Source organism: Phenylobacterium sp. GW823-FHT02A09 (genome assembly GCF_058797775.1).
On record NZ_JBXAJZ010000002.1, the window covers coordinates 340062 to 365403 of the forward strand.

Below are 25342 nucleotides of genomic sequence, written 5' to 3' on the forward strand. Positions count from 1 at the left end.
CGCCCCCTTCCCTCGCCCTCCTGGTCGTGTTTACAAAAGCGAACATAGAACAGGGGAAACGCCGTGGCGGAAGCCGTACCAGATGCTCAAAAGCAGGGACGCTTAAGCGTTCCGACTAAATTCTTCTACGGCTTCGGCTCGGTCGCCTTCGGGGTGAAGGACCAGGGCTTCTCCTATCTTCTGCTGATCTTCTACAACCAGGTGGTCGGCCTGCCCTCGGCGACCGTCGGCCTGGCGATCATGATCGCCCTGATCATCGACAGCTTCCTCGACCCGATCATGGGCCAGGTGTCCGACAACTGGCGCTCGCGCTGGGGCCGCCGCCACCCGTTCATGTACGCCGCCGCCCTGCCGGTGGCGCTGTCCTACCTGCTGCTCTGGAACCCGCCGCAGGGCTGGTCGCATGAGGCGCTGTTCGTCTACCTGATCGTCGTCGCGGTGATCATCCGCAGCTTCATCACCATGTACGAGATCCCCTCGTCGGCGCTGGCGGCTGAGCTGACCACCGACTACGACGAACGCACCAAGGTGATGTCCTACCGCTACTTCTTCGCCTGGTGGGGCGGCCTGACCATGACCCTGCTGGCGCTGAAGGTGTTCCTGACCCCGGACGCCGAGCATCCTGTCGGCCAGCTGAACCCGGCCGGCTACGTCACCTACGGCTATGTCGCCGCCGCGGTGATCTTCTTCGCCATCATCATCTCGGCGATGGGCACCCACAACCAGATCCCGCGCCTGCGCATCCCGCCGGCCCGCAAGCTCAGCCTGGGCCAGCTGGCCAAAGAGATGGTCGGCACGCTCAGCCACAAGTCGTTCCTGGTGCTGATGGGCGCTGGTCTGTTCAACGCCATGGCCGGCGGCCTGGTGCTGTCGCTGAACCTCTACTTCAACACCTACTTCTGGCAGCTGCCGTCGGCGCAGATCGCCATCCTGGCCATGGCCAACTTCATCTCGGCGGCCCTGGCCTTCGGCTTCGCCGCGCCGCTGTCCAAGCGCCTCGGCAAGAAGCAGACGGCGCAGATCACCAAGGTGTTGTCATTCGTCATCGCCGTCGCGCCGATCACCCTGCGGCTGACAGGCGTATTCCCCGACAACAGCTCGCCGGCGCTGCTGCCGATCCTGTTCGTGCAGGCGGTGTTCTCGACCGGCTTCTCGATCATCTCGGCGATCCTGATCTCGTCGATGATCGCCGACGTGGTGGAAGACTCCGAGCTGCGCACCGGCCGTCGTTCCGAAGGCCTGTTCTTCGCCGCCGCCGCCTTCGTGCAGAAGGCCGTGTCAGGCGTCGGCATCTTCGCCTCGAGCATGATCCTGCTGGCCATCGGCTTCCCGCAGAACGCCAAGCCGGGCGAAGTCAGCGAAGGCGTCGTGTCGAATCTCGGCATGACCTACCTGTTCGTGCTGGGCGGCCTCTACGGCGCGGCGATCCTCTGCGTCTCGCTCTACAGGATCACCCGCGACAGCCACGCCGCCAGCCTCGCCAAGCTGGCCGCCCAGGCCGAGCAGGTCGAGGGCGGCGAAGGCCCCGAGCGGGTCGGCTGACGCGCAAAGAAAAACGCGCCGGGCGCAGGGCCCGGCGCGTCGAACTTCCAGCCTTGCTGACGGCGGCTACTTGGAGATCCGCAGCGAGTTGATGTCCTGGGCGATGGCGCGGAACGCCACCTTCAGTTCCGCCCCGCCGTTGGGCTTGTAGGCGTACTCCGGCGCCGTCGCGCAGCTGGTCATCAGGTTCTGGACCTGGGTGTCGCTGCTGACGTTGAAGCCGACCGTGTAGACGATGACCCCCTTGGCCTTCATGTTCCGGCAAAGCTCCGTCGCCTGGGCGAAGGGGTCGCCGTTGGTGGCGTTGCAGTTGATCTTGATGTCGCTGTTGCCGCTGCCCGAACCGGCGTTCTTGGCGACCACGCCCTTGCAGTAGGGGGTGTTGAAGGCGCCGTCGGTCATCAGCACGACGACCTTCAGAAGCTCGCGCGAGCCGTAGGCGGCGCCGCGGCTTTCGGCCGGGAACATCGTGCCGAAGGTCGGCGACACCATGTACCAACCCCAGGCCAGACCGATCTGGCCGGCGGTCGAGCCGTTGTCGTCGAGCTTGTCGATCGCCGCCTTCAGCGCCGTCTTGTTGGTCGACAGCGGCACGATCGGCTGGGTGTAGCACCCTGCACTGTCGCCGCTGGCGTAGTAGCGGCGGCCGACCGGATTGGCGCTGGACGCGGCGTCGGTATAGGCCTCGCCCCCGATGCGCTCCGACACGCAGTTCGTCGGGACCCAGTACTTGGTCTTGCTGTCGGCGCCGGTGAACTTGAACGACTGGCAGTCCTCGCTCAGGCACTGGGCCGTGCCGCTGGACGTGTACTTGGTGTAGCTTGAGCTGTTGGTCGACTTCAGCTCGAATGTCTTGGCGGTGCGGTTGGCGACGACGAATTCCTTGCCGTTCAGCTCGGTCATGCCCTTCACGCCGGCGATCGACACCGTCTCGCCATTGACCAGGTTGTGGTCGAGGGAGGTGGTGACCACGGCCGGGTTGGCCTTGGTCACGCCCGAGATCGCGACCGCCTGGCGGATCGAGCCGCGCGACGTCTCGGCGTAGGACCCGACATTGACGCTGTTGGCGTACGGCACCAGGGCGACCTTGGTGTAGTACGGCGCGAGCGGCGGCTGCTGGTCCTTGATCACCAGATCGACCAGGTCCTTGGCCGCGGTGCGCAGGTTGGCCATGTCGGCGCTCATCGAGCCGGTGGTGTCGAGCACCAGGGCGACCTCGACGTTGTTGGAATTGCGCAGCACCTCGGAGCTGGCGGCGATGTCGGCCTGCACCCACAGGCGCGGCCCCACCGTCGGCGGGGTGATCGTCGCGTGGCCCTTGATGGTGATCTTGTCGGCGGCCAGCTGGAACGTGCTGGAGGTGATGGCCTGGCCCGTCGGCAGCTTGAGGTTCGCGCGCAGGGCTGCGTCGCCGGAGGTCTGGATGTCGGCGGCCGACGTCGCGCTCGACCGGGCCACGTAGAGCGTGGCGGTGTCGAGGGCGTCCTGCAGTTGGCCGCGCTGGGTCGTGATCATGTAGAGGTCGATCAGACCCATGGTGGCCGGCGCCAGCAACAGCAGGCCCACAGCGAAGAAGACGGCGGTCGCGCCGCGTTCGTCGCGGACGCCCGCGACGCACCGGGCCTTGAGCCGCCCGGTCATGCCATGAATACGCCTGGCGACTTGCTTGGTGATCTTTTCCACGCCTGGAGCCCCAGCAGTTCAGAGATGAATCCGCTGGAGCTTGCCAGAGCAGCGTAAACGAACGGGCGCCGAAGAAGGTTAAGGCAAAGCTTTATTCGGCGCCCGTTAACCGACTTACCAGCCGCAGCTTTCGCCCTTGTTCTGGACGGTCAGCCAGTCGTTCAGCGGCTTGAAGTAGGCCGTCACCGCGCTGGCGTCGGCGGTCTTCTCGCCGGTGAAGGCGGCCATGGCTTCGGGCCACGGCTTGGACGCGCCCATTTCCAGCATGGCGTTGAATTTCTGGCCCATTTCCTTCTCGCCATAGACCGAGCAGCGATGCAGCGGCCCCTTCCAGCCGATCTGGTTGCAGGCCGCGCGGTGGAACTGGAACTGGTAGATGTGGGCCAGGAAGTAGCGGGTGTAGGGCACGTTGGCCGGCACGTGATACTTGGCGGCCGGATCGAAGGCGTCGGCCGGGCGCGGGCCCGGCGGGGTCAGACCTTGGTACTTCAGGCGCAGCTTCCACCATTCGTCGTTGTAGTGGTCGGGCGTCGCCTCGCCCGAGAACACTTCCCAGCGCCAGCGGTCGACCATCAGGCCGAAGGGCAGGAAGGCGATCTTGTCGAGCGCCATCTTCAGCAGGAACGGGATGTCCTCGTCCGCGCCCGGCGCCTTGTCGAGCAGACCGATCTGCTGGAGGTAGGTCGGGGTCAGGGCCGAGAGGCCGACGAAGTCGCCGATCGCCTCGTGGAAGCCGTCGTTCGCGCCGTTCTTGAACAGGAACGGCTGATCCTTGTAGGCGCGTTGGTAAACGTTGTGCCCGAGCTCGTGGTGAACGGTGTAGAAGTCGTCGGCGTCGACCTTGGTGCACATCTTGATGCGCACGTCGTCGCGGTCGTCGAGGTCCCAGGCCGAGGCGTGGCAGACGACTTCGCGGTCCTTCGGACGGGTGATCATCGAGCGCTGCCAGAAGGTCTCGGGCAGCGGCGAGATGCCGACCGAGGTGTAGAAACTCTCGCCGGTCTTGACCATCTTCACCGGGTCATAGCCCTTTGAAACCAACAGCTTGTCGAGGCTGTAGCTCGACGAGGCGGTCTTCGGCTGGACGACGTCGTAGATGTTGCCCCACTGCTGGGCCCACATGTTGCCGAGCAGGTCGGCGCGGATCGGGCCGGTGCGCGGCTGCACGGCGTCGCCGTACTTGTCGTTGAGCTGGCCGCGCACGTAGCAGTGCAGATTGCGGTAGAACGGCTCGACCTGGCTCCACAGGCGGTCGGTCTCGGCCGCGAACTTGTCCGGGTCCATGTCGTAGTTCGAGCGCCAGAGCGCGCCGGTGTCCTTGAAGCCCAGGTCTCGGGCCCCCTCGTTCGACAGCTCGGCCAGCTTGGCGTAGTCGCCGCGCATCTGCGGCGCGACCGAGTGCCAGCCCTCCCAGACCGCCTTCAGCTCGGCCGGATCGCGGCTCTTGGCGAGGATTTCCTCGGCCTCGTTGAGGTTCAGGGTCTTGCCGCCGTACTGGAACTTGCCCGACGAGAAGGTCGAATCCAGGCGGGTGGCTAGGGTCGCCAGCTCGCCCGCGGCGCCCGGCCGGTTGGGGGCCGGCGAGACCAGGAACAGCTTGAGCAGCTTCAGCTTGCGGGCGGTGACCGGATCGACGGCGACGCCGTCGTACTTGGCCGCCTCACGCGCGTAGCGGGCGGTCAGCTCGTTCTGTTCGGCCGTGGCCTTGGCCTCCAGCCACTGCGTGTCCTCGGTGATGTAGGTCGCCCGCACCCAGGCCGACTTGGCCACGTACTGGTTGAAGGCGGCGAGCTCGGCCTCGGCCTTGTCGACGAAGGCCTTGGCCTCGGCGGGGGTCGGCTTGGCGGGCTTGGGCGCCTGGGCCGAAGCCGGGGCGAAGGCGAACAAAGCGACCGCCGTGGCGGCCAGCAAATGTGATTTCATGCGGCGAGACGTCCCTAACGCGGCAAATGCGGCCTTGAAGGCCGCGCTGATCGGAAAGGAACGTCTGGGAAGGACGCCGTCAAGCGGCGCTTAGGCGCGGGCCTCGGACGCGGCCATGCGGATGGCGGTCTCGACCGACGCCTGGGCGTCGGACTGCGACAGGTCGAGGCCCTGGGCGACGGTCTCGCCGTCCTCGTCGAAGATCCGCCAGGCCCAGCCGCATTCGGCGTGGGCCAGTGAGTAGGCGAACGGAAGATCCGTCATATGCGCCTCCGCGAAACTCATGCTGCAATGCGGCATGTCCGCTTTATGACGACTCCAAGACCCAGCTGAGTCAAGCTTTCGGGCGGTTGCGGCGCAACACGAAAAGTTTCATCGGAACCCTGCACGGGCCTGGGAACCTATAGCCAGGCAAGCTTGGCGAAGGGATTTTGCATGTCAGATCAACCGTCTGTGGACGAACTGAAAGCCGGCGCGGCGCGCCTGATCCGCCAGGCCGCCCTGGTCGACGGCGAATGGATCCCCGCCGAGGGCGCCAACGTCATCGAGGTCGTCAATCCTGCCGATGGGACGGTCGTCGGACGAGTCCCAAAGCTGCCGAAGGACCAGGTCGAGCGGGCGATTCGCGCCGCCGACGCCGCCTTCCGGCCCTGGGCGGCGCTGAAGGGGGCCGAACGGGGCGCGATCCTTTCCCAGTGGGCTCAGAAGGTTAGCGACCACGAGCACGCCTTGGCCGCGATCATCGCCCTGGAGAACGGCAAGCCGTTCAAGGAGGCGCTGGGCGAGGTCCGCTACGCAAACTCTTTCGTCACGTGGTTCGGCAACCTGGCCCAAAGCCTGGACGGAAAGGCGATTCAGAGCCCCAACGGGCAGGATTTGATCCTCGCCTTCCAGGAACCTGTCGGCCCGGTGGCGGCGATCACCCCGTGGAACTTCCCGGCCGCGATGATCACCCGCAAGGCCGCCGCCGCGTTCGCCGCCGGCTGCCCGGTGGTGCTGAAGCCGGCATCGGCGACGCCGTTCACCGCGCTGGCGCTGGCCGCCCTGGCGCTGGAGGCCGGCGTGCCGGCCGGGTGCTTGTCGGTGGTGACCGGGGCGCAGGACGTGGTCGGCGGGGCGCTGACCGCCTCGCCGCTGATCCGCAAGCTCAGCTTCACCGGCTCGACGGGGGTCGGGCGGACCCTGGCCGCCCAATGCGCCCCGACCCTGAAACGGCTGTCGATGGAGTTGGGCGGCGCGGCGCCGCTGCTGGTGTTCGACGACGCCGACCTGGAGGTCGCGGTCGAGGGGACGGTGGCCGGCAAGTTCCGCGCCGGCGGACAGACCTGCGTCTGCCCCAACCGGGTCTATGTGCAGGCCGGCATCCGCGAGCGCTTCGTCGCGGCGCTGGTCGAGAAGGTGCAGGCCCTGAAGGTCGGCGATCCCTTTGCGCCGGAGACGGTGATCGGGCCGCTGATCGACGCCAAGGGCGTGGCCAAGGTCGAAGACCATATCGCCCGCACGGTCGCGGCCGGCGGCCAGGTGCTGACCGGCGGCGCGCGGCTGGAGGGCAACTTCTTTCAGCCGACCGTCACCTTCGGCGGCGACGACGCGCTGTTCTGTCACGAGGAGACCTTCGGTCCGCTGGTCCCGGTGTTCGAATTCGGGGCTGAGGCCGAGGCGATCGAACGGGCCAACGCCTCGGAGTTCGGCCTCGCCGCCTTCCTGTTCACCGACGACCTGAACCGGGCGATGCGGGTCGGGCGTGCCATCGAGTCCGGCATCGTCGGGGTCAACGCCGGGCTGATCTCCAACGCAGCCAATCCGTTCGGCGGGGTCAAGCAGAGCGGCTATGGCCGCGAGGGGTCCGTCTACGGGATCGCCGACTACATGCAGGTCAAGGCGCTGACCCTGGCGCTGCGGTAGGCCTCGAGAACGCCCAGACGGGTACGGAGCAGCGCCGGCCTCCGGAACCGGAGCGGCCGGCGGCCCGCTATCACCCCATGCGCCTGATCGCCTTCGCTACAGACTATGACGGGACGCTCGCCCACCACGGGCGGGTGGACAAACCGACCCTCGCCGCGCTCGAGACGCTGAAGGGCGCCGGGATCAAGCTGCTGATGGTCACCGGACGGGAGCTGCCGGACCTGCAGCGGACGTTCGACCGGCTGGACCTGTTCGACATGGTGGTGGCCGAGAACGGCTCGCTGCTCTACGTCCCCGCCACCCAGGAGGAGCGGCCGGTCGCCCCGCCGCCGCCGCCGGAGCTGGTCGCCGCGCTGGAGGCGCGCGGGGTCGCGCCGCTGTCGGTCGGCCATGGCATCGTCGCCACCTGGGAGCCGAACGAGACGGCGGTGCTGGAGACCATCCGCGACCTCGGCCTGGAGTGGCAGATCATCTTCAACAAGGGCGCGGTGATGGTGCTGCCGCCGGGGGTCAACAAGGCCAGCGGCCTGGCCGCGGCGCTGGGCGCGATGAAGCTCTCGCCGCTCAATGTGGTGGCGATCGGCGACGCGGAGAACGACCACGCCTTCCTGACCGCCAGCGGCTGTTCGGTCGCCGTGGCCAATGCGCTGGACGCCGTCAAGGCGACCGCCGACCTGGTGACCAAGGCCGACCACGGGGCCGGCGTCGCCGAGGCGATCGCCGCCCTGCTGGCCGAGGACTCGCCGCTGAGCGCCAGCGCGGCGGCCCGCAAGCAGATCCTGGTCGGGGCCGGCGCCCCGGAGGCGTCGCTGCGCAGCGACGCGGGCGACGTGCTGATCGCCGGATCGTCGGGGTTCGGCAAGTCGACCCTGGCAACGGCGCTGATCGAGAAGCTCACGGCCCAGGGCTTCCAGCTGATGATCGTCGATCCCGAGGGCGACTATGACGGGCTGACGCCGGGCGTCGTGCTGGGCGACGCCACCCACCAGCCGACAGTGCAGGAGGCGATGGGGATCCTCGACGATCCCGCCGCGCCGCCGCTGGTGGTCAACCTGCTGGGCTTCAAGGTCGAGGACCGGCCGAAGGCGTTCCGCGAACTGATGGCCCAGACCGGCGAACTGGCGCGCAGCCATGCGCGGCCGCACTGGCTGGTCATCGACGAGGCGCACCACATGCTGCCGGTCGAGGCCCCCGGCCCGGACGAGGCGCCGGCCCTGCCCCCGGTCCCCGCGATCCTGGTCACCGTCCATCCCGACCAGGTGGCGCCGGCGGCGCTGGCCGGCGTGAACACCGTGCTGGCGGTCGGGCCACAGGCCGGCGAGGTGATCAAGGCGTTCTGCAAGGCGCTGGACGCGCCGGCGCCGCGCATCCCGAAGGCGCCCGAGGGCGAGGCGGTGCTCTACTGGAGCCGGCTGGGCGGCAAGCCGCAGTGGGTCGAGGCCGACCGGCCGGTGCAGGACCTGAAGCGGCACGTGCGCAAGTACGCCGAAGGCGAACTGGGCGAGGACAAGAGCTTCTACTTCCGGGGGCCCAAGAAGGCGCTGAACCTGCGGGCCCAGAACCTGGCGACCTTCCTGCAGATCGCCGACGGGGTCGACGACGCCACCTGGCTGCACCACCTGCAGCGCGGCGACTACACCCGCTGGTTCCGCAGCGCGATCAAGGACGACGACCTGGCGCGGGAGGCCAAGGCCCTGCAGGCCGAGCGCGACCCGGCCGAGACCCGCGCCCGGATGCGCGAGATGGTCGAGCGCCGCTACACCGCCCCGGCGAAGACGTAGGGGCCCCTCAGTCGTGGCCGGACGCCGCGCCGCGTTCGCCGGACGGCGGAGCGAAGGCGCCGGCGGGCAGCGGCCCGCGCACGACGCTGGTCGCTTCCCACTCCAGGATCGGCGAGGCGCCGGGCGGGTGGCCGACATACTTGGCGAGCATCACCCCGTCGGGGGTCAGGCAGGCGGCGGTGATTGTCGGTTGCGGGTTCTTGAAGTTCGGCGGCGAGGTGTGGCGCCAGATCGTTCCGGTCTCGCCGGCGGCGTGGCAGGCCTCGCCCGGTACGGTGTTTTCGACCCACAGCCAGAAGCGGAGCGGCGGCTTGCGCATCCGCTGCGCCTCGACCTCGGGTCTGGCGCTGGACCATGTGAAGGTCCGGCGTGCGACGCCGTCCGCGACGTGGTCGAACGACCCGCCGGTCGCGTGATGGAGGGTGACCCGGCTGCGCGTCCCCTCGGAACGGTAGATCCGGCTCGCGCCATCGCGCATCTTGGCCTCGACGGTCAGCGGCCCGCGATAGATTTCCGGCTGGCCGCCGCCGTCCGGGGCGTGAGCCCACGCGGCGAGCGGGAGCAGGCTGAGCGACAGCGCCAGGCGGCGGATCAAGACGAACTCTCCGTGGGACGCTCCCCGATAGGGCGAGACGGCGCAAACCATCACCGCAAAAGTTGAATGATCTCCTGTCGGCGTCGAACGGACCGGCGCCCCGCGGCGTTGTTCGCGGGAGCCTGGAGCCGCCGCGATGTCCGACTATCACCTCTACTACTGGTCCGTGCCATTTCGCGGCCAGTTCGTGCGGGCGGTGCTGGCCCAGGCCGGCAAGAGCTGGACCGAGGCGGGCGACGCGGCGATCGCGGAGCTGATGGACGGCCCGGTCGCCGACATGCCGGTCCCGTTCATGGGCCCGCCGCTGCTGATCGACCGCAAGGCCGGGGTCGCGATCGCGCAGACGCCGGCGATCCTGCTCTATCTCGGCGAGACCCTGGATCTGCTGCCGGCCTCGCCGGCGCTGCGCGCCCTGACCCTCAAGGTCGTCGCCGACGCCAACGACGTGATCGACGACCTGACCCTCGACGGCGGCCGGCTGATGTGGACGGAGGAGCGCTGGCGCGGGTTCGTCCCCCGGCTGGCGAAGTGGATGTCGATCTGGGAAGAAACCGGACGCCGCCACGGCCTGACGGCGGACGCCGGGCTGCTGCTGGGCGGCGAGGCGCCGGGCCTCGCCGACATCGTGACCGCGACCCTCTGGCGGACGATGGCCGAGCGCTTCGGCGAGATCGAGACGCTGCTGGACGAGACCGCGCCGATGACCGCCGCCCTGTCGCGCCGGATCGCCGCCCTGCCGCCGCAAGCCGACCTCGCGGCCCGTACGGCGAAGGCTTATGGCGAGGCCTATTGCGGCGGCCAGATCGAGGCCTCGCTGCGCGATGTGCTCGGCGGCTAGGCCAGCTTCGGCCTCCGCCCGCCCCAGGGCGCGGCCCGCTCGAGCTGCGCGGCGAGCCGGAAGAGGGTCGCCTCGTCCCCCATCGCCGCGACGAACTGGACTCCGACCGGAAGTCCTTCGTCGGTCCAGGCCAACGGCACGCTCATCGCCGGCTGGCCGGTGAGGTTGAAAATCCGCGTGTTGGGCATGAAGGCCCGGCGGGCGACGCCGGCCGCGCCCGGAGCGGCGCCGCGCAGCACGCCGAGCGCGACCGGCGGCGAGCCCAGCGTCGAGGTCAGGACGACATCGAACCGGCTGAACAGGCCTGCGACGGCGCGGCCGTAGCCGTGGACGATGCGCAAGGCACGCACATAGTCCGAGGCGCTGTAGCCCTTGGCGTGCTGATAGCGGGCGAAGGTCAGCGGCTCCACGTCGGCCTCGACGATCGGGCGGCCAAGCTGCTGCGCGCGGTCGTCGAGATCGGCGGCGATGTGACCGGCGAGGACAGCGCTGGAGGCGGCCACAGCGGCGTCGAGCCCGGCCGGCATGGAGAACACCTCGACCTCATGGCCGAGCCCCGCCAGCAGTTCGACGGTCGCGGCCACCGCCTGGCGGCACTCCGCGGAGATCGCGCCGGCTTCGAAAGCCTCGGTCGTGAAGCCGACGCGCAGGACGCCGGGATCGCGGCGGCACTCATCCAGGAACGGACGCTCCTGCGGCGGGGCGCAATAGGGATCGCCGAGCTGCGGAGCGCAGACGGCGTCGAGCAGGGCCGCGGAGTCGCGGACGGTACGGGTGACCGCGTGCTGAGCGTCGAAGCCGGCGAGGCCGTCGCTGACCGGCGCGAACGACACCCGGCCGCGCGAGGGCTTGAGCCCGAACAGCCCGCAGCAGGAGGCCGGAATGCGGATCGAGCCGCCGGCGTCGCTGGCGTGGGCGGCGGGCACGATGCCGGCGGCGACCGCCGCGGCCGACCCGCCCGAGGATCCGCCGGCCGTGCGCGCCACGTCCCACGGATTGCGGGTCGGGCCGTGCAGGTCGGGCTCGGTCGTGGCGTCGAGGCCCAGTTCCGGCAGGTTGGTCTTGCCGAAGATCACCAAGCCGGCCCGGCGATAGGCGGCGACGATCGGGGCGTCGGCGGCGGCGACCTCGTGCTGGTAGAGCCGCGATCCGGCCGAGGTCGGCCAGCCGGTCACATGGGCGGCGTAGTCCTTGACCAGGAACGGCGCCCCCGCGAGCGGCCCCTCGCGCGGGCGTTCGGCCTCGGCGCGCGCGGCGGCGAGGTCGGTGTAGATCACGGCGTTGATGGCGGGATTGACCGCTTCGAGCCGGCTGACCGCCGCCTCCAGCACCTCGGCGGCGCTGACCTCGCGGCGGGCGATCAGGTCGGCCAGGCCGACGGCGTCATGCGCCAGATAGTCCGCTTGCTTCACCTTCGACCTCTCCAGCGTCGCGTGGCCGCCTTCTGAACACGCTCACGTCGCGACAGCCAAGCTTGATTGAGACGCTCAACATGCGGCCGGAACTTGCGCCGTCTGCGGGGGGTTGTCGGCGTTCGGGGGCGTGGGACGTCCTTGGGGAGCGGCCGCTCGGCCGCGCCATGAGAGGAGACCGTCGATGGTTGCTCAGACACTGGTTCCCGCCGCCCAGCTCGCCGCCGAGGGACGCACGCCGTTCCCGGGGGAGAGCGCGGCCTATCGCGAGGCGCGCCGGGCGCTGCTGGCGCAGGAGATCGAGTTTCGCCGGCACATGACGCGGCTGGTGGAGCAGCGACGCGCCCTGCCCGACGGGCCGGTGATCGAGGCCGACTACCGCTTCAAGGACGCGTCCGGGGCGGAGGTCGGGCTGGCCGACCTGTTCGGCGACAAGGACACGCTGGTCTCGTACTTCTGGATGTACGGGCCGCAGCGCGAGCGCCCCTGCCCGATGTGCACCAACTGGCTGGGCGCGGTGGCCGGCAACGCCGCCGACATCGGCCAGCGCGTGGCGCTGAAGATCTTCGGCCGCAGCCCGGTGGAGCGGCAGACGGCCTTCGCGAAGGAACGCGGCTGGCGCGGGCTGGAGTTCGTGCAGACGCTCGGCGACGACTATGCGCGCGATCTCGGACTGCTGAACCCGGACGGCAGCGAGAACCCGGCGCTGGTGGTGTTCCGGCGCGATGGCGACCAGGTGCGGCTGTTCTGGGCGAGCGAGATGACCCTGGAGATGGCCGACCCCGGCCAGGACCCGCGCGACGCGCCGGACGTGGCGGCGCTGTGGTCGATCCTCGACCTGACGCCGGAGGGCCGCGGAACCGACTGGTACCCGAAGCTCAGCTATTGAGCAGGGCCAGGGCGGCGGCCGCGAGGTCTTCGGGATCGCCGACCAGGTCGTCGGCGCCGGCGGCCTCGAGCTCCTCGCGCGAGCCGTAGCCCCAGAGCACGCCGAGGGCGCGCACGCCGTTGGCGTGGGCCCCGGAGATGTCGTAGCGACGGTCGCCGACCATCACGCAGGCGGCCGGGTCGAGGCCGTGGCGGGCGAGGATGTGGGCGATGAGCTCGGGCTTGTGGTCGAGCGCGCCGCCGGGCTCGGACCCGTGGATGGCGGCGAAGCGCGGCGCCAGGCCGGTGTGGTCGAGGATGCGCTCGGCGAACGCCCGACGCTTGGAGGTCGCCAGGATCAGCTGGGCGCCGGCTGCGCGCATGGCGTCGAGGACCTCGGGGATCCCCGGATAGGGATGGCTGGCGAGCAGGCCGCGCGCACCGTAGTCGTCGCGATAGGCGACGACGGCCTCGTCGATGCGGTCGTCGCCGAACGGCGCCAGCAGCACGTGCATGATGTCTTCGATCGGCGGGCCGATCAGGGCGGCGATGTCGAGGTCAGGCGCCGGGACGTGACCGAGCGCGGCGAGCGCGGCGCGGCAACTGGCGGCGATGCCCGGCAGCGAATCCACCAGGGCGCCGTCGAGGTCGAGCAGGACTGTCGGTTGGGCGGCCATGGCCCAGCCTAGCGGGATCAGCCGTTCACCGAAATCACCACCTTGCCGACATGGCGGGCGGCCTGGAGGTGCGCGAAGGCGGCGCGGGCCTCGTCGAAGCCGAACACCTGGTCGATGACCGGCTTCAGGCCGGCGCCGGTCCAGGCGCGGACCGTGTCCTCCAGGGCGGCGCGATCGCCGACCGCGATCGAGCGCAGCACCGCGTTGCTGCCCTTGAGCAGGAAGTAGTCGATGCCGGGGTTATCTTCGCTGAGGAAGCCGATCAGGGCGATGTCGCCGAACGGGCGGACGGCGCGCAGCGACTGGCTGAGCGTGGCCGGACCGCCGACCTCGACGATGCAGTCGACGCCGGCCCCGCCGGTGACGACCTTGCGCACGTGGCGGCCCCACTCGGGGGTTTCGACATAGTTGACCACCTCGTCGGCGCCGAGCGCGCGCAGGCGCTCGCCCTTGGCCGGGCTGGAGGTGGTCGCGACGACGCGGGCGCCCATGGCCTTGGCCAACTGCAGGGCGAAGATCGAGACGCCGCCCGAGCCGAGGGTCAGGACGGTGGAGCCGGCGCGCACCGGCGTGGCGCCCGACAGCGCCGTCCAGGCGGTGGTCGCCGCGCAGGGCAGGGTCGCGCCCTCCTCGAAGGAGATCTCGGCCGGCAGCGGCACGACCGCCTCCTGGGAGACGACCTTGTACTCGGCGAGCCAGCCGTCGACGCCGTTGCCGTAGGTCTGCATGGACGCGCCGGCCGGCGGGCGGCCGCCGAACCAGCGCGGATGGAAGGTGCTGATCACCCGGTCGCCGGGCGAGAAGCCGCTCACCCCCTCGCCCACGGCCACGATCTCGCCAGCCGCGTCGCTGCAGGGGACCAGACCCGGCAGACCGTCCCAGACGTAGCGGCCGAGGATCAGGGCGATGTCGCGGTAGTTGAGCGAGACGGCGCGGACCTTGACCAGCACCTCGCCGCGCTGCGGCTCGGGCGTCGGCTCGTCGCGGGCGCGCAGGGCTTCCAGGCTGTTCGGATCATCGAAGCGGTAGGCGAGCATGCGGGACCTCCGGCGGCGCGGAGGCGCCTGGGCGCCGATCTAGGCAAGCTGCTGCGTTTCTGGCAAGAACAGACGATTTCGTGACTTAGGCACCTGGAGGTAACCATGGCCGCCGAGGCCCCCGACCCTCGCCTGGCGGCGCGCAAGGTTCCCAAGATCGCCTGCGTGGACGATGTCGAAGAGGCCATCGCGGTGCTCGAGGGGCGCTGGAAGATGCTGATCGTCGCGCATCTGTACGGCGAGGAGCTGATGCGGTTCTCGGAGCTGCGGCGGGCGATCCCGCAGGCCTCGCAGAAGATGCTGATCCAGCAGCTGCGGGCGCTGGAAGAGGACGGCGTGGTCACCCGCACCGTCCACGCCCAGGTGCCGCCGCGGGTCGACTACGAGCTGTCGGAGACCGGCCGCGCGATCGGGCCGGTCTTCCTGGCCCTGCTCGACTGGGCCCAGCTGCGGCAGGCGGCGCGGGCCGCCCCCGCCGAGAGCGCCGCCTAGGTCCGGCGGGCCGCCGCGCCCGGGGAGATGTAGTTGAGCCGAACGCCGGTCGCCTGGGCGATGGTCTTGAACATCTCCTCCAGCGAGCCGGCGTCGGTGATGTCCTGATAGACGCCGTCGACGAAGTTCACATTGGCGCCGTTGACGACCATGAAGCCTTCGGCGGCCTCGGCCGCGTCGGCCGGCACCGTGAAGGTGTGGATCGAGCCGCCCGGTTCGTAGAGGTAGCTGCCGGCGGTCTGCGGGTCGTCGGGATACTCGCGGTAGTTCCACTGGCCCTTGGTGGTGAAGAAGTGGACGGTCCCGGTGTGGAAGTGGGTCGGCAGCACCGTGCCGGGCGCGAACTTGCCGTACAGCACCCAGACGCCCCGTTCTCGCGGTCGAGGAACAGCGGGGTCAGGGACACCCCGTCCATCGAGGGCGGCGGGGCGTCGTTAATGTTGACCGTCAGCAGCCGTTCCTGGTGCGTGGTGACCTGCGGCGTGGACATCGGAACCTCGCTGGAGACGATGCATACGCCCGGCGTGATCGCCGACCGCGAGGCGGCGCTGGCGGTGTTCCAGCGGCTGCGCGAAATGCAGGCCCGCGGCGCGCGGATCATGTACGGCCACGACCCCGACTTCTGGACGACCGTGCCCCAGGCGCCGGTGCGCCTGGGCTGAAGCCGCAGCGATCTATTCCCAAGGATAGAAGGGCGGCATCTGCGAGGCCCGGCCGGTGAACTGCGGCTCGCGCTTCTCGAGGAAGGCGGCGACGCCTTCCTTGCCGTCGCCGATGCTGGCGTAGAACATCGCCAGGGAGTCGACGCGGTGGGCCTCCAGCGGATGCGGCTGGGCGGCGTTGCGCAGCAGCATCTGGCGGGCCAGGGCGACGGCGACGGGCGAGCGGCCGGCGATGAACTTGCGGGCCAGCCCTTGCGCCTCGGCGACCAGGGTCTCGGGCGAATGGACCGAGCGGGCGAGACCGCCGCGCTGGGCCTCGGCGGCGTCGAAGATGTCGGCCGACAGCACCCATTCCAGCGCCTGCTGCGGACCGACCAGGCGCGGCAGGAACCAGCTGGAGCAGGCTTCCGGCACGATGCCGAGCTTGCCGAACACGAACCCGATGCGGGCCTTTTCCGAGACCATGCGGATGTCCATGGCCAGGGTCATGGTCGCGCCGATGCCGACCGCCGCGCCGTTGATCGCGGCGATCACCGGCTTCTTGCAGTTGAAGATCGCCAGGGTGACGCGCCCGCCGGTGTCGCGCACGCCCGCGACGATGGCCGGGTCCTCCAGGCGATCGCGCATGTCGGCCATGCTCGGGGTCAGGCTCTCGTCGAGACCGAAGACGTTGCCGTCCGCCGACAGGTCCATGCCGGCGCAGAAGGCGCGGCCGGCGCCGGTGACGACGATCGCGCCGACGCCGTCGTCCTCGCTGGCGCGCTCGAAGGCGGCGATCAGCTCGTGGGCCATCTCGACGGTGAAGGAATTGAGCTGGTCGGGGCGGTTGAGCGTCAGGGTGAGGACGCGGTCTTCGACCTCCCAGAGCAGGGTGTTGTAGGTCATGGCGGTCTCTCCCCTTCGTGTTTGCGCCGGTGAGTGAGCACAGCGGCGGGGCGGCGTCCAGCGGACAGCGGGGCGCGCGCCCGACACCCGCTCGCGCCCTCAGCGGTCCGACCTGGTGGACCGAAACGGAATGTGAGCCGCGCTTCCGGCGTTGCGCGCCTCCGGCCGATGGGCGATGCAGGCTGCGAAGACGCGCGCCACGACGCGCCTCGCGAACAAGGGAACGCATCATGAAGACCCGCATCACCGAAATGCTCGGCATCGAGCATCCGATCGTCCAGGGCGGCATGCACTTCGTCGGCTTCGCCGAGATGGCGGCGGCGGTGTCGAACGCCGGGGGGCTGGGGATCATCACCGGCCTGACCCAGGGCACGCCGGAGAACCTGAAGGCCGAGATCGAGCGCTGCCGGGCGATGACCGACAAGCCGTTCGGGGTGAACTTGACGTTCCTGCCGGCGGTGACGCCGCCCGACTATCCGGGCTTCGTGAAGGTGATCATCGAGAGCGGCGTGAAGGTCGTCGAGACGGCCGGCAACAACCCGGCCAAGTGGCTGCCGATGCTGAAGGAAGCCGGCATCGTGGTGATCCACAAATGCACCTCGGTGCGCCACGCGCTGAAGGCCGAGGCGATCGGCTGCGACGCGGTCAGCGTCGACGGCTTCGAGTGCGGCGGCCACCCCGGCGAGGACGACGTGCCGAACTTCATCCTGCTGCCGCGGGCCGGCGAGGAGCTGAAGGTGCCGTTCCTGGCCTCGGGCGGGATGGCGGACGGCCGCTCGCTGGTCGCGGCCCTGGCCATGGGCGCGGACGGCATGAACATGGGCACCCGGTTCATCGCCACCAAGGAAGCCCCGGTCCACCAGAACGTGAAGGACGCCCTGGTCGCGGCCAGCGAACTGGACACCCGCCTGATCATGCGCCCGCTGCGCAACACCGAGCGGGTGCTGGTCAACGCCGGGGTCGAGCGGCTGCTGGAGAAGGAAAAGGAGCTGGGCGACAAGGTCACCTTCGCCGACATCGCCGCCGAGGTGGCCGGCGTCTATCCGCGCATCCTGCGCGACGGCGACATGGATGCCGGCGGCTGGTCGTGCGGCATGGTCGCGGGCCTGATCCACGACGTGCCGAGCGTGCAGGAGCTGATCGAGCGCACCATGGCCGAGGCCGAGCAGATCATCCGCGGCCGGCTGGTCGGGCTGCTGGACGCGTAAGGACGGAGTCGCAAGTCCCCCTCACCCGGCTGCGCCGGGAGCTCCCCCAGCGGGGGAGCATCTTGGGGGGGACGCGAATTCAGACGCCCTGCGCGAGGCTGAGCGCGCCGAGATAGACCGCGGTCAGGCTGACGGTGTCGATGAGGCCGTGCAGCAGCATCGACGGGATCAGCCCGCCCCGCGCGGCCAGCCGCACGCCGCCCAGCACCAGCCCGGCGGCGGCGGTCAGCAGCACCCCGCCGATTCCCTGGTAGCCATGAGCGAAGCCGAAGACGGCGGCCTGGACCAGCAGGGCCAGGACGACGCCGGCGCGCCCCGGTCCGAACCCCGCCTCCAGCCGTGACTGCAGGAAGCCGCGGAAGATCAGCTCCTCGCCGATCGCCGCCGAGGTCCAGGCGATGGCCAGCCAGGAGAGGTACTTCCACAGCTGCCCCTCGATCGAGGCGAAGGCGGCGGCCGAGGCCTGGGCCGGCTGACCGAGCGCCGGCAGCACGAAGGCCATCAGCAGCCCCGCGCAGAGCGCCAGGGCCAGATAGCCGCCGCCGACCAGGAGCAGCGTCCGCCCCCAGGAGCCGGTGCGGCGCAGACCGATATCGGTCCAGGCCAGGCCCCGCCGACGCAGCAGCAGGGTCGCGGCCGCCACCAGCAACAGCATCCGCAGCGGCACCATCAGCTGCGCGACCACCGCGCCGCCGGCGTCCGGCGCCGGCAGGGCGAGCATCGCCGCGGCGACGACCAGGATCGCGGCGACGTCGAGCCACGCCGCGCGGCGGGGCGAGCGTCGAGCGGCGGCGATCGGAACGTCGGCCATCGGGGCCTCCACGAGTCGAATGCCGAACATCCCGTCCAATCGCCCGCCGGGCGTCAAGCAGGACGTTCGACGAGGCTTGGCCGGAGGGGCCAGGCGGCCTATCTGCGAGCGATGATCCGACGCGCCACCCTCGCCGACGCCCCTGCCCTGCTCGCGATCTGGCGAGCGGCGGTGGAGGCGACGCATCACTTCCTGACGGCCGCCGACGTCGACGCCATCGAAGCGCAGGTGCGCGGCTATCTGGCCAGCGACGCGGAGCTTTGGACCGCCGAACGCGATGGGCGGCCGGCGGGGTTCGTGGGCCTAGACGCCGAGGAGATCGTCAGCCTGTTCGTCGATCCGGCCGCGCATCGCGGCGGGATCGGACGGGCGTTGATGGCCCACGCCCAGGCGCGTGGCGCCACCTGGCTGGGGGTGAACGAGCAGAACCCCGGTGCCGTCGCCTTCTACGAGCGACTGGGATTTGCAGTGACTGGCCGCGCCGACCGCGACAGCGAGGGCCGGCCGTTCCCGATCCTGACCATGCGGCGGGGCTAGTACTCCCAGGCCAAGCGCGCGACGGCGATGTTCTGATCCTGAGGAGAGCTGACCAGAATGTCCCCGCCTGGGAGGTTGTCGAACGTGACACCGCCTGCGGTCAAAGTCGTGATGCGGGCGCGGACTTGATCCGCGAGAGGCCCCGAGATGCCGGGAAGGCGAATGGTATTCATGAAATTCCTCAAATAAAGTCTTCAATTATAGTATTCAAAAGCGCCACGACGAACGTCATGGCCACGAATACAATGTAACTCACGAAGGCTCCGGATGCCTAAATTTGAATCGATGTCCGACCGCGCCTGGCGCGTGCGCGAACTCTATGCGCAGGCCGAGACCCAGCGGCACGGCCGGGCCTGGAGCCGCGAGGAGGTGGCGCTGGGCTTCGTCGGCGACGTCGGCGACCTGATGAAGCTGGTGCAGGCGGCCGAAGGCGTACGGGCGATCCCGGACGCGCGGGCCAAGCTGGCGCACGAACTGGCCGACTGCCTGTGGAGCGTGATGACCCTGGCGCGGATGTACGAGATCGATCTGGCGGCGGCGTTCGCGACGACGATGGACGACCTGGAGGCCGGGCTCGCCCCGCGGGCGGCGCGCCCATGAGCCTGGCGATCACCCGCGCGCGAGCTGGCGACGCGGCCCTGCTGCAGAACCTTTTCCAGCTCTACACCCACGACTTCTCGGAGTTCTGGGCGGGGAGCGCGCGCGGCGAGCTGGGGGCGGATGGTCGGTTCACGGACTATCCGCTGGAGCCGTACTTCGCGCGTCCCGGCTGGTCGGCCTGGTTGCTGAAGGCGGGCGAGGCGCCGGCCGGGTTCGCGCTGATCAACGACGAGGCCCACTCGGGCCTGCCCGCGCGGCGCTCGATGGCGGAGTTCTTCGTGGTCCGCAAACACCGCGGCCAGGGGGCCGGGCAGGCGGCGGCGCAGGCGCTGATCGCCGACGAGCCGGGCGGCTGGGAGATCGCGGTGGCGCGGACCAACACCGGGGCGCTGGCCTTCTGGCGCAAGGTGGCGGGCGCCTGCGCGGCCGGTCCGGTCGATGAACTGGACATCGCCAGCCCCGAGTGGAACGGCCCGGTGCTGCGGTTTTCCGCGCGCTAGGCGGCGCCGCGGCGCCCGAACGTCGGGGCCGCCTTCGGCGCAACCGGCGCGGCCTGGGCCAGCAGCGGGGCCAGCGCCGGGTGCGGATTGGCGGCGCGGTCGGCGACGAAACGCAGCAGCGCCGCTTCGTTGTCGTCGAACTGCCCGTCGCGGCCGATGCGGCCGACCAGCCAGGCGGCTTCCTCGTCGGTGATGCGCTCGGCGACGGCGGCGGCCGCGGCGGCTTCCTGGTTGCGGACGTCGCGGACGTCCGGCTCCCCCGCCGCCCGGAAGCCTGCCATCGGATCGGTGAAGAACAGGCGGAAGGCTTCGGCGAGCAGAGACCCGACGCCCTCGGTCGGGGTGCGCAGCCAGGCGTCGTAGCGGGCGGCGGTCTGGCGGTCGGGCGGGCGATAGCCCGAGGCGGCGAGCAGCGCGCCGCCGACCGCCTTGGCGAACAGCTCAGCCCAGGCCGGGTCGTTCGGGCGGCCGCGGGCCGCGTCGTTGAGGTCGAACATCACCTCGGCCTCGGCCCGCGAGGCCATGGCCGGCTCGCCGTCGCCGGCGAAGGCGTAGACCACGCGCGACACCAACGCGACTTCCTCAGCGGTCAGGGTCGGCCCTTGGCCGGCCCGTCGCTCGGTGGTCAGGGCGAAGTCGGCGACCGAATGCAGCGCCAGGGCGGACAGCGCCGGCGGAGCCTGGACGGCGGTCTCGAGGATGCGGACCAGAAGTTCGAGTTCGGTGGCGCTGCGCAGGCGCCCGTCTTGGGCGATGCGGGCGGTGAGCCAGCGAGCCTGGGCCTCGTCGACATAGCCGGCCGGGGCCTGCTGGCGGACCAGGTAGTCGGTCAGCGCCTCGACGAACAGCATGCGCCATTCGGGGCAGGTCCGGGGCGCGGCGTCGTTGACATGGAACAGCAGTTCGGCCTCGTCGGGCGAGATCTGCATGTCCGGATAGATCGCCGCGCGGACCGCGCGCACGTCGTCGGCGGTGACGTCCTTGCCGATCAGTCCCGTCAGCACTTGCATGGCGTGCTCCCCCAGTTCGGAAGCACGCTAGCAGGCGCGCGTTACTCAGCCTCTAATTGCAGCGCTCAGCTTTCCATGTCGTAGCCGGCGTCGCGCCAGGCCTTGAGGCCGCCGTCGAGGGCGACGGCGCGGGTGAAGCCGAGTTCGCGCAGGGTGGCGGCTGCCAGGGTCGAGATCTTGCCGAACTCGCAGCAGGCCAGGATGCGGACCGTCGGGTCGGGCAGCTCGGAATTGACCCGCAGCTCCAGCTGGCCGCGCGGCAGATGGCGCGCGCCGGGGATGTGGCCGGCGTCGAAGGCGTCCTTCTCGCGCAGGTCGAGGATGACGATGTCGCCGCTGTTGCCGCCGATGCGGCCGTGCAGCTCGGCCAGCGACATGAACGGCACTTTCGCCGAGGCCTCGGCCAGCAGCTGGGCGACGGTCTTGCCGCCGCTCATATTGGTGCGCAGGGCCTCGGTCAGGTGGGTCGGGGCCGAGAGGTCGAGGTTCTGCATCATCGCCACGAACTCGGCGCGGTCGGTCTTTTGCAAGCGAGGATTGGCGTCGATCTCGTCGCCGATCGTCGAGTGGGTGCGGCCCTTGTAGTCGTGGGCCGGGAACACCAGCGTCTCGCGCGGCAGCTTGAGCAGCTTGTCGAACAGGCTCTCATGGAGGGCGTGGGGGTCGCCGGTCGGCAGGTCGGTCCGGCCGGTGCCGCCGATCAGCAGGGTGTCGCCGGTGAACACCCGGTCGGCCATCACCAGGCACATGGAATCGCGGGTGTGGCCGGGGGTGTGCAGGGCCTGGATGCGCAGCTCGCCGACGATCAGCATATCGCCGTCGTCGAGCCGCAGGTCGGCGTAGGGCGCCGGGCTGAGGCGGTTCATCACCACCGGCGCCTTCAGGAGCTTCTGCAGCTCGCGGCTGGCCGAGAAGTGGTCGGCGTGGGTGTGGGTGTCGACGATGTAGCGGATGTGCAGGCCAAGCTGGCCGGCGAGGCCGACATAGCGGTCGATCTGGCTGAACTCCGGATCGATGAGCGCCGCGGCGCGGGTCGCCTCGCAGCCCACCAGGTAGGACTGGCAGCCGCCGGTCGGTATCTGCTCGAAGATCATCGCATCGGCCCCTGTTCGTCGCGCGGCGGACAGTCGCGCCAACCGCGGCGGGGCGCAAGCCGAACGCCGTTAGATCTGGGGCTTTCACCCGAGGCCGCCGCAGGGGGCGGCCCGATGGCGCACGGCGCCGCTCGGGCGGAGGCTGCGGCCCTGCGGGGAGACGTGTCCAGCGCCCCCGAACAACATCAGGGAGCGCGCGATGCCGAAGGGCAAACCCAATATCCTGTTTATCATGGGCGACGACATCGGCTGGTACAATGTCAGCGCCTACAACCTTGGAACCATGGGCTATCGCACGCCCAACATCGACCGCATCGCCCAGGAAGGCGCGCTGTTCACCGACTGGTACGCGCAGCAGAGCTGCACGGCCGGGCGCGCCGCATTCCTGACCGGCCAGTCGCCGATCCGCACCGGCCTGACCAAGGTCGGGCTGCCGGGCGCGGCGCTCGGCCTGACGGCCGAAGACCCCTGCATCGCCCAAGTCCTGAAGGCCCAAGGCTACGCCACCGGCCAGTTCGGCAAGAACCACCTGGGCGACCGCGACGAACACCTGCCGACCATGCACGGGTTCGACGAGTTCTTCGGCAACCTCTACCACCTGAACGCCGAGGAGGAGCCGGAGAACGAGGACTATCCGAAGGATCCCGAGTTCCGAAAGAAGTTCGGCCCGCGCGGCGTGCTGAAGTGCAAGGCCGACGGCAAGGGCGGCCAGAGCATCGAGAACACCGGGCCGATGGACACCAAGCGCATGGAGACGGTGGACGAGGAGTTCCTCGGCGCCGCCAAGGACTTCATCCAGCGCAAGAACAAGGAGGGCGGCCCCTGGTTCTGCTACTTCAACTCGACCCGCATGCACATCTTCACCCACCTGAAGGCGGAGTCGAAGGGTAAGACCGGCCTGGGCACCTATCCGGACGGCATGGTCGAGCACGACGGCCATGTCGGCGAGCTGCTGGCCCTGGTCGACGAGCTGGGCGTCGGCGACGACACCATCGTCGTCTACACCACCGACAACGGGGCCGAGTGCTTCACCTGGCCGGACGGCGGCACCACGCCGTTCAAGGGCGAGAAGGCGACCAACTGGGAAGGCGGCTTTCGCGTTCCTTGCGCCATCCGCTGGCCCGGGACGATCAAGCCCGGCAGCGTGATCAACGAGATCTGCGCGCACGAAGACTTCCTGGCCACCTTCGCCGCGGCGGCGGGCGACGCCGATGTCGTCGAGCGTCTCAAGAAGGGCGGCAAGGTCGGCGACAAGTCCTTCAAGGTGCACCTGGACGGCAACAACCTGATCCCCGCCTTCAAGGGCGAGGCCAAGGAATGGCCGCGGCAGGGCTTCGCCTACTGGAGCGACGACGGCGACCTGATGGCGGTGCGCGTCAAGCACTGGAAGATCGCGTTCATGACCCAGAACACGGAGATCAGCCCGCACACGCCGCTGGGCGTCTGGCAGGGTGCGTTCACCAGCCTGCGGGCGCCGATGATGTACAACATCCGCTCCGACCCGTTCGAGCGGGGCCCTGAAAGCATCAACTACGCCGACTTCGTCGCCCGGCGCATGTTCCTCATGGTGCCGGCGCAGGCGATCGTCGCCAAGCTGCTGGAGACCTTCAAGGAGTTCCCGCCGCGGGCCAAGGCGGCGAGCTTCACGGTCAGCGACGCGATGGAGAAGATCGCCACCGCCAGCCCGAACCAGAACTGACCAACGGCGGCCGGCGCGCGCTGCGCGCCGGCCTGCCGCCTAGACCTTCTCGATGTCGCCCGGCTTCCAGCTCTTGTCGAAGAACGGTTCGAGCGGGCCGTAGAAGCGGAAGAGCGTGAACCAGCCCTTGTTCGGGACGGTCTCGATCCAGTTCTTCTGCTGGCCGACCGGAGCCTTGGGCCCGAACCAGATGTCGATCGATCCGTCGGCGTTGATGTCCGGGTCGGTGTAGGTGCTGACCGAGGGGAACGGCTGGCTGTTGCGCAGGATCGAGCGGCTGTCGGCGTCGTAGGCCACCACCGACCAGAAGTTCTTGGCCGGCAGGTTCGCCGGCACGTGCAGCCGGTAGGCGCGGGCGCCGTCCAGGAAGTCGCCGTCGGCGTCGCGCGGGGTCCAAAGGTACTGCGAGCCGAGGCCGATGTGCTTGTCGACCATGGCCGGGGACATGCCGATGGCGATGTAGGCGAAACTGGCCCGGCGATCGGTGTTGACGTAGCCCTGGCTGTCCCAGGCGGCGCTGCCGCCCAGGAAGGCCCACTCCCACACCCGGTCCGGATAGACCAGGCGCGCCTCGTCCTGGCTGTCGAAGCTGTTGGCGCGGGCGATGGCGCCGCCCTGACGCGCGGCCTCGTCGAGCAGGGCGCGGCGGGCGGGATCGGGCTGGAAGGGCTTGCCCTTCTCGATGCCGATGGCGGCCAGCTGGAAGCGCTCATGGCTGGGGATAACGTCCTGGGGTTCGCGCTCGATCATCCAGGCCAGGTCGTCGAAGAACGAACCGTCGTCCGAGAACAGGGTGTCGACCCGGCGGCGCGAGCCGTTGAAGACCGTGAGGGCCGGCGGGGACGCGGCCTGTGACAGCGGATAGACCTTGGCCTTGCGGATCAGTTCGGCCGCCTTGTCCGGCTTGCCGTCGACCTGGAAGCCGCGGACGCCAAACACCACGCTGTAGGTCGAAGCGACCGCGGCGATGTAGCCGTCGGGCGCGGCCCCCTGATGATCGGGCGGCAGGAGCAGCAGCTTGCCGCCCTGGCCCTTGTCGGCGCCGGTCGGGCCGATACCGAAGATCTCGGTCTGCCAGAGGTCGCTGACCCCGCCGAGCAGGCCCGGCGGCGCCTCGATGACCACCGCGCCGTCGCGCTTCAGGTCGATGGCGACAAGGCCGTAGACGGTCTCGGTATTGCCGGTGAGCAGGATGGTCTCGCCGTCCATCAGCTGTTCCCAGAGCACCAGCTGGTTGGGAACGCCGGTCCCGGCCTCAGCGACGCCCTTCCAGACATGGAACCAGGACACCCCGTGCATCTGGACCAGGTACGCCTCGACCGCGCGGTTGAAGACCAGCCGTTCGCGCAGGCGGGAGGCGGCCTCGCGCGTCGGGTAGCCGTTCTTGAACGGGAACTCGCCCTCGCGCGTCCTGAGGGTTTCGCTGCCGAGCCAGTGGTGGGCGGCGGCGGGATTGAGATCGTCGGCCATGGGAGCGCTCCTCGGAGGGGACTGGGAGCAGGAGCCTAGGGGCCGGGTGCAGCCGGAAAATCGGGCCGAACCCCGAGAACGCGGCTGGGGAGCGATACCTACCCGTGATTGACG

24 protein-coding genes and 1 pseudogene are annotated in these 25342 nt (G+C 69.8%); 12 read left to right on the top strand and 13 right to left on the bottom strand.

The window, feature by feature from the left end; translation table 11 throughout:
* The first annotated feature begins 63 nt into the window (after nucleotides 1–63).
* Nucleotides 64–1542, top strand: a complete 1479-nt coding sequence (locus AC1Q87_RS08830) for an MFS transporter (protein WP_492608591.1) — start codon at nucleotides 64–66, stop codon at nucleotides 1540–1542.
* Nucleotides 1543–1608: 66 nt separating this feature from the next.
* Here the strand turns inward: AC1Q87_RS08830 and AC1Q87_RS08835 are convergent, their stop codons facing one another.
* From AC1Q87_RS08835 to AC1Q87_RS08845, 3 genes are all read right to left on the bottom strand, one after another.
* Nucleotides 1609–3225: a TadE/TadG family type IV pilus assembly protein gene (locus tag AC1Q87_RS08835; protein WP_492608592.1), complete on the bottom strand. Its 1617-nt coding sequence runs from the start codon at nucleotides 3223–3225 to the stop codon at nucleotides 1609–1611.
* Between the two features lie 114 nt (nucleotides 3226–3339).
* Nucleotides 3340–5148, bottom strand: a complete 1809-nt coding sequence (locus AC1Q87_RS08840; protein ID WP_492608593.1) for a M2 family metallopeptidase — start codon at nucleotides 5146–5148, stop codon at nucleotides 3340–3342.
* A 90-nt stretch (nucleotides 5149–5238) separates the two neighbouring features.
* Entirely contained in the window at nucleotides 5239–5412 is a 174-nt protein-coding gene (locus AC1Q87_RS08845; protein ID WP_436063124.1) for a hypothetical protein, read from the bottom strand.
* Between the two features lie 189 nt (nucleotides 5413–5601).
* Here AC1Q87_RS08845 and AC1Q87_RS08850 point away from each other — a divergent pair, with 189 nt between their 5' ends.
* The gene (locus AC1Q87_RS08850; protein WP_492608594.1) at nucleotides 5602–7053 is read left to right on the top strand and encodes an NAD-dependent succinate-semialdehyde dehydrogenase; all 1452 of its coding nucleotides are present in this window, start codon (nucleotides 5602–5604) and stop codon (nucleotides 7051–7053) included.
* A gap of 77 nt (nucleotides 7054–7130) precedes the next feature.
* Nucleotides 7131–8834, top strand: coding sequence for an HAD family hydrolase (locus tag AC1Q87_RS08855; RefSeq protein WP_492608595.1), 1704 nt, complete (start codon nucleotides 7131–7133; stop codon nucleotides 8832–8834).
* 7 nt (nucleotides 8835–8841) lie between these two features.
* Here AC1Q87_RS08855 and AC1Q87_RS08860 read toward each other — a convergent pair whose 3' ends face one another.
* Nucleotides 8842–9429: a hypothetical protein gene (locus AC1Q87_RS08860; RefSeq protein ID WP_492608596.1), complete on the bottom strand. Its 588-nt coding sequence runs from the start codon at nucleotides 9427–9429 to the stop codon at nucleotides 8842–8844.
* 136 nt (nucleotides 9430–9565) lie between these two features.
* Between AC1Q87_RS08860 and gst the strand changes: the two genes are divergently transcribed.
* Nucleotides 9566–10267: a glutathione transferase, Atu5508 family gene (gst, locus tag AC1Q87_RS08865; RefSeq protein ID WP_492608597.1), complete on the top strand. Its 702-nt coding sequence runs from the start codon at nucleotides 9566–9568 to the stop codon at nucleotides 10265–10267.
* Here gst and AC1Q87_RS08870 read toward each other — a convergent pair.
* Nucleotides 10264–11679, bottom strand: a complete 1416-nt coding sequence (locus AC1Q87_RS08870; RefSeq protein WP_492608598.1) for an amidase — start codon at nucleotides 11677–11679, stop codon at nucleotides 10264–10266. The two genes, gst and AC1Q87_RS08870, sit on opposite strands and share 4 nt — an antisense overlap.
* A 184-nt stretch (nucleotides 11680–11863) precedes the next feature.
* Here AC1Q87_RS08870 and AC1Q87_RS08875 point away from each other — a divergent pair, with 184 nt between their 5' ends.
* Nucleotides 11864–12568, top strand: coding sequence for a DUF899 family protein (locus AC1Q87_RS08875; RefSeq protein WP_492608599.1), 705 nt, complete (start codon nucleotides 11864–11866; stop codon nucleotides 12566–12568).
* Here AC1Q87_RS08875 and AC1Q87_RS08880 read toward each other — a convergent pair.
* On the bottom strand, nucleotides 12558–13223 hold the full coding sequence (locus AC1Q87_RS08880; protein WP_492608600.1) for an HAD hydrolase-like protein: 666 nt from the start codon (nucleotides 13221–13223) through the stop codon (nucleotides 12558–12560). The two genes, AC1Q87_RS08875 and AC1Q87_RS08880, sit on opposite strands and share 11 nt — an antisense overlap.
* A gap of 17 nt (nucleotides 13224–13240) precedes the next feature.
* Complete coding sequence (locus AC1Q87_RS08885) at nucleotides 13241–14260, bottom strand: zinc-dependent alcohol dehydrogenase family protein (RefSeq protein WP_492608601.1); 1020 nt, start codon at nucleotides 14258–14260, stop codon at nucleotides 13241–13243.
* 105 nt (nucleotides 14261–14365) lie between these two features.
* Between AC1Q87_RS08885 and AC1Q87_RS08890 the strand changes: the two genes are divergently transcribed.
* Nucleotides 14366–14752 carry a winged helix-turn-helix transcriptional regulator gene (locus AC1Q87_RS08890; protein WP_492608602.1) on the top strand — a complete coding sequence of 129 codons (387 nt, stop codon included), beginning with the start codon at nucleotides 14366–14368 and terminating at the stop codon, nucleotides 14750–14752.
* Here AC1Q87_RS08890 and AC1Q87_RS08895 read toward each other — a convergent pair.
* Nucleotides 14749–15117, bottom strand: a pseudogene (locus AC1Q87_RS08895) (2,4'-dihydroxyacetophenone dioxygenase family protein); the annotation flags it as partial. The gene AC1Q87_RS08890 and the pseudogene AC1Q87_RS08895 sit on opposite strands and share 4 nt — an antisense overlap.
* Nucleotides 15118–15189: 72 nt before the next feature.
* Between AC1Q87_RS08895 and AC1Q87_RS08900 the strand changes: the two are divergent.
* A complete protein-coding gene (locus tag AC1Q87_RS08900) occupies nucleotides 15190–15414 on the top strand; it encodes a hypothetical protein (protein ID WP_492608603.1) in 225 nt (74 codons plus the stop codon).
* A 12-nt stretch (nucleotides 15415–15426) separates the two neighbouring features.
* Here the strand turns inward: AC1Q87_RS08900 and AC1Q87_RS08905 are convergent, their stop codons facing one another.
* Nucleotides 15427–16299: a crotonase/enoyl-CoA hydratase family protein gene (locus AC1Q87_RS08905; protein WP_492608604.1), complete on the bottom strand. Its 873-nt coding sequence runs from the start codon at nucleotides 16297–16299 to the stop codon at nucleotides 15427–15429.
* Nucleotides 16300–16529: 230 nt separating this feature from the next.
* Here AC1Q87_RS08905 and AC1Q87_RS08910 point away from each other — a divergent pair, with 230 nt between their 5' ends.
* A complete protein-coding gene (locus tag AC1Q87_RS08910) occupies nucleotides 16530–17507 on the top strand; it encodes an NAD(P)H-dependent flavin oxidoreductase (protein WP_492608605.1) in 978 nt (325 codons plus the stop codon).
* Nucleotides 17508–17586: 79 nt separating this feature from the next.
* On the opposite strand, the gene AC1Q87_RS08915 is transcribed toward AC1Q87_RS08910, so the two are convergent.
* Entirely contained in the window at nucleotides 17587–18318 is a 732-nt protein-coding gene (locus AC1Q87_RS08915) for a CPBP family intramembrane glutamic endopeptidase (RefSeq protein ID WP_492608606.1), read from the bottom strand.
* 111 nt (nucleotides 18319–18429) lie between these two features.
* Here AC1Q87_RS08915 and AC1Q87_RS08920 point away from each other — a divergent pair, with 111 nt between their 5' ends.
* From AC1Q87_RS08920 to AC1Q87_RS08930, 3 genes are all read left to right on the top strand, one after another.
* Nucleotides 18430–18855 carry a GNAT family N-acetyltransferase gene (locus AC1Q87_RS08920; RefSeq protein ID WP_492608607.1) on the top strand — a complete coding sequence of 142 codons (426 nt, stop codon included), beginning with the start codon at nucleotides 18430–18432 and terminating at the stop codon, nucleotides 18853–18855.
* Nucleotides 18856–19140: 285 nt separating this feature from the next.
* Nucleotides 19141–19455 (top strand): MazG nucleotide pyrophosphohydrolase domain-containing protein, encoded by a 315-nt coding sequence (locus AC1Q87_RS08925; RefSeq protein WP_492608608.1) that lies wholly within the window; start codon nucleotides 19141–19143, stop codon nucleotides 19453–19455.
* Complete coding sequence (locus AC1Q87_RS08930) at nucleotides 19452–19955, top strand: GNAT family N-acetyltransferase (RefSeq protein WP_492608609.1); 504 nt, start codon at nucleotides 19452–19454, stop codon at nucleotides 19953–19955. Before AC1Q87_RS08925 ends, AC1Q87_RS08930 begins: the two co-directional genes overlap by 4 nt.
* Here the strand turns inward: AC1Q87_RS08930 and AC1Q87_RS08935 are convergent.
* Nucleotides 19952–20965 (bottom strand): hypothetical protein, encoded by a 1014-nt coding sequence (locus AC1Q87_RS08935; RefSeq protein ID WP_492608610.1) that lies wholly within the window; start codon nucleotides 20963–20965, stop codon nucleotides 19952–19954. The two genes, AC1Q87_RS08930 and AC1Q87_RS08935, sit on opposite strands and share 4 nt — an antisense overlap.
* A 65-nt stretch (nucleotides 20966–21030) precedes the next feature.
* Nucleotides 21031–22059, bottom strand: a complete 1029-nt coding sequence (locus AC1Q87_RS08940; protein ID WP_492608611.1) for an MBL fold metallo-hydrolase — start codon at nucleotides 22057–22059, stop codon at nucleotides 21031–21033.
* A gap of 199 nt (nucleotides 22060–22258) precedes the next feature.
* Here AC1Q87_RS08940 and AC1Q87_RS08945 point away from each other — a divergent pair, with 199 nt between their 5' ends.
* Complete coding sequence (locus tag AC1Q87_RS08945) at nucleotides 22259–23758, top strand: arylsulfatase (RefSeq protein ID WP_492608612.1); 1500 nt, start codon at nucleotides 22259–22261, stop codon at nucleotides 23756–23758.
* A 39-nt stretch (nucleotides 23759–23797) separates the two neighbouring features.
* Here the strand turns inward: AC1Q87_RS08945 and AC1Q87_RS08950 are convergent, their stop codons facing one another.
* A complete protein-coding gene (locus AC1Q87_RS08950; protein WP_492608613.1) occupies nucleotides 23798–25228 on the bottom strand; it encodes a DUF1254 domain-containing protein in 1431 nt (476 codons plus the stop codon).
* Nucleotides 25229–25342: the final 114 nt, after the last annotated feature.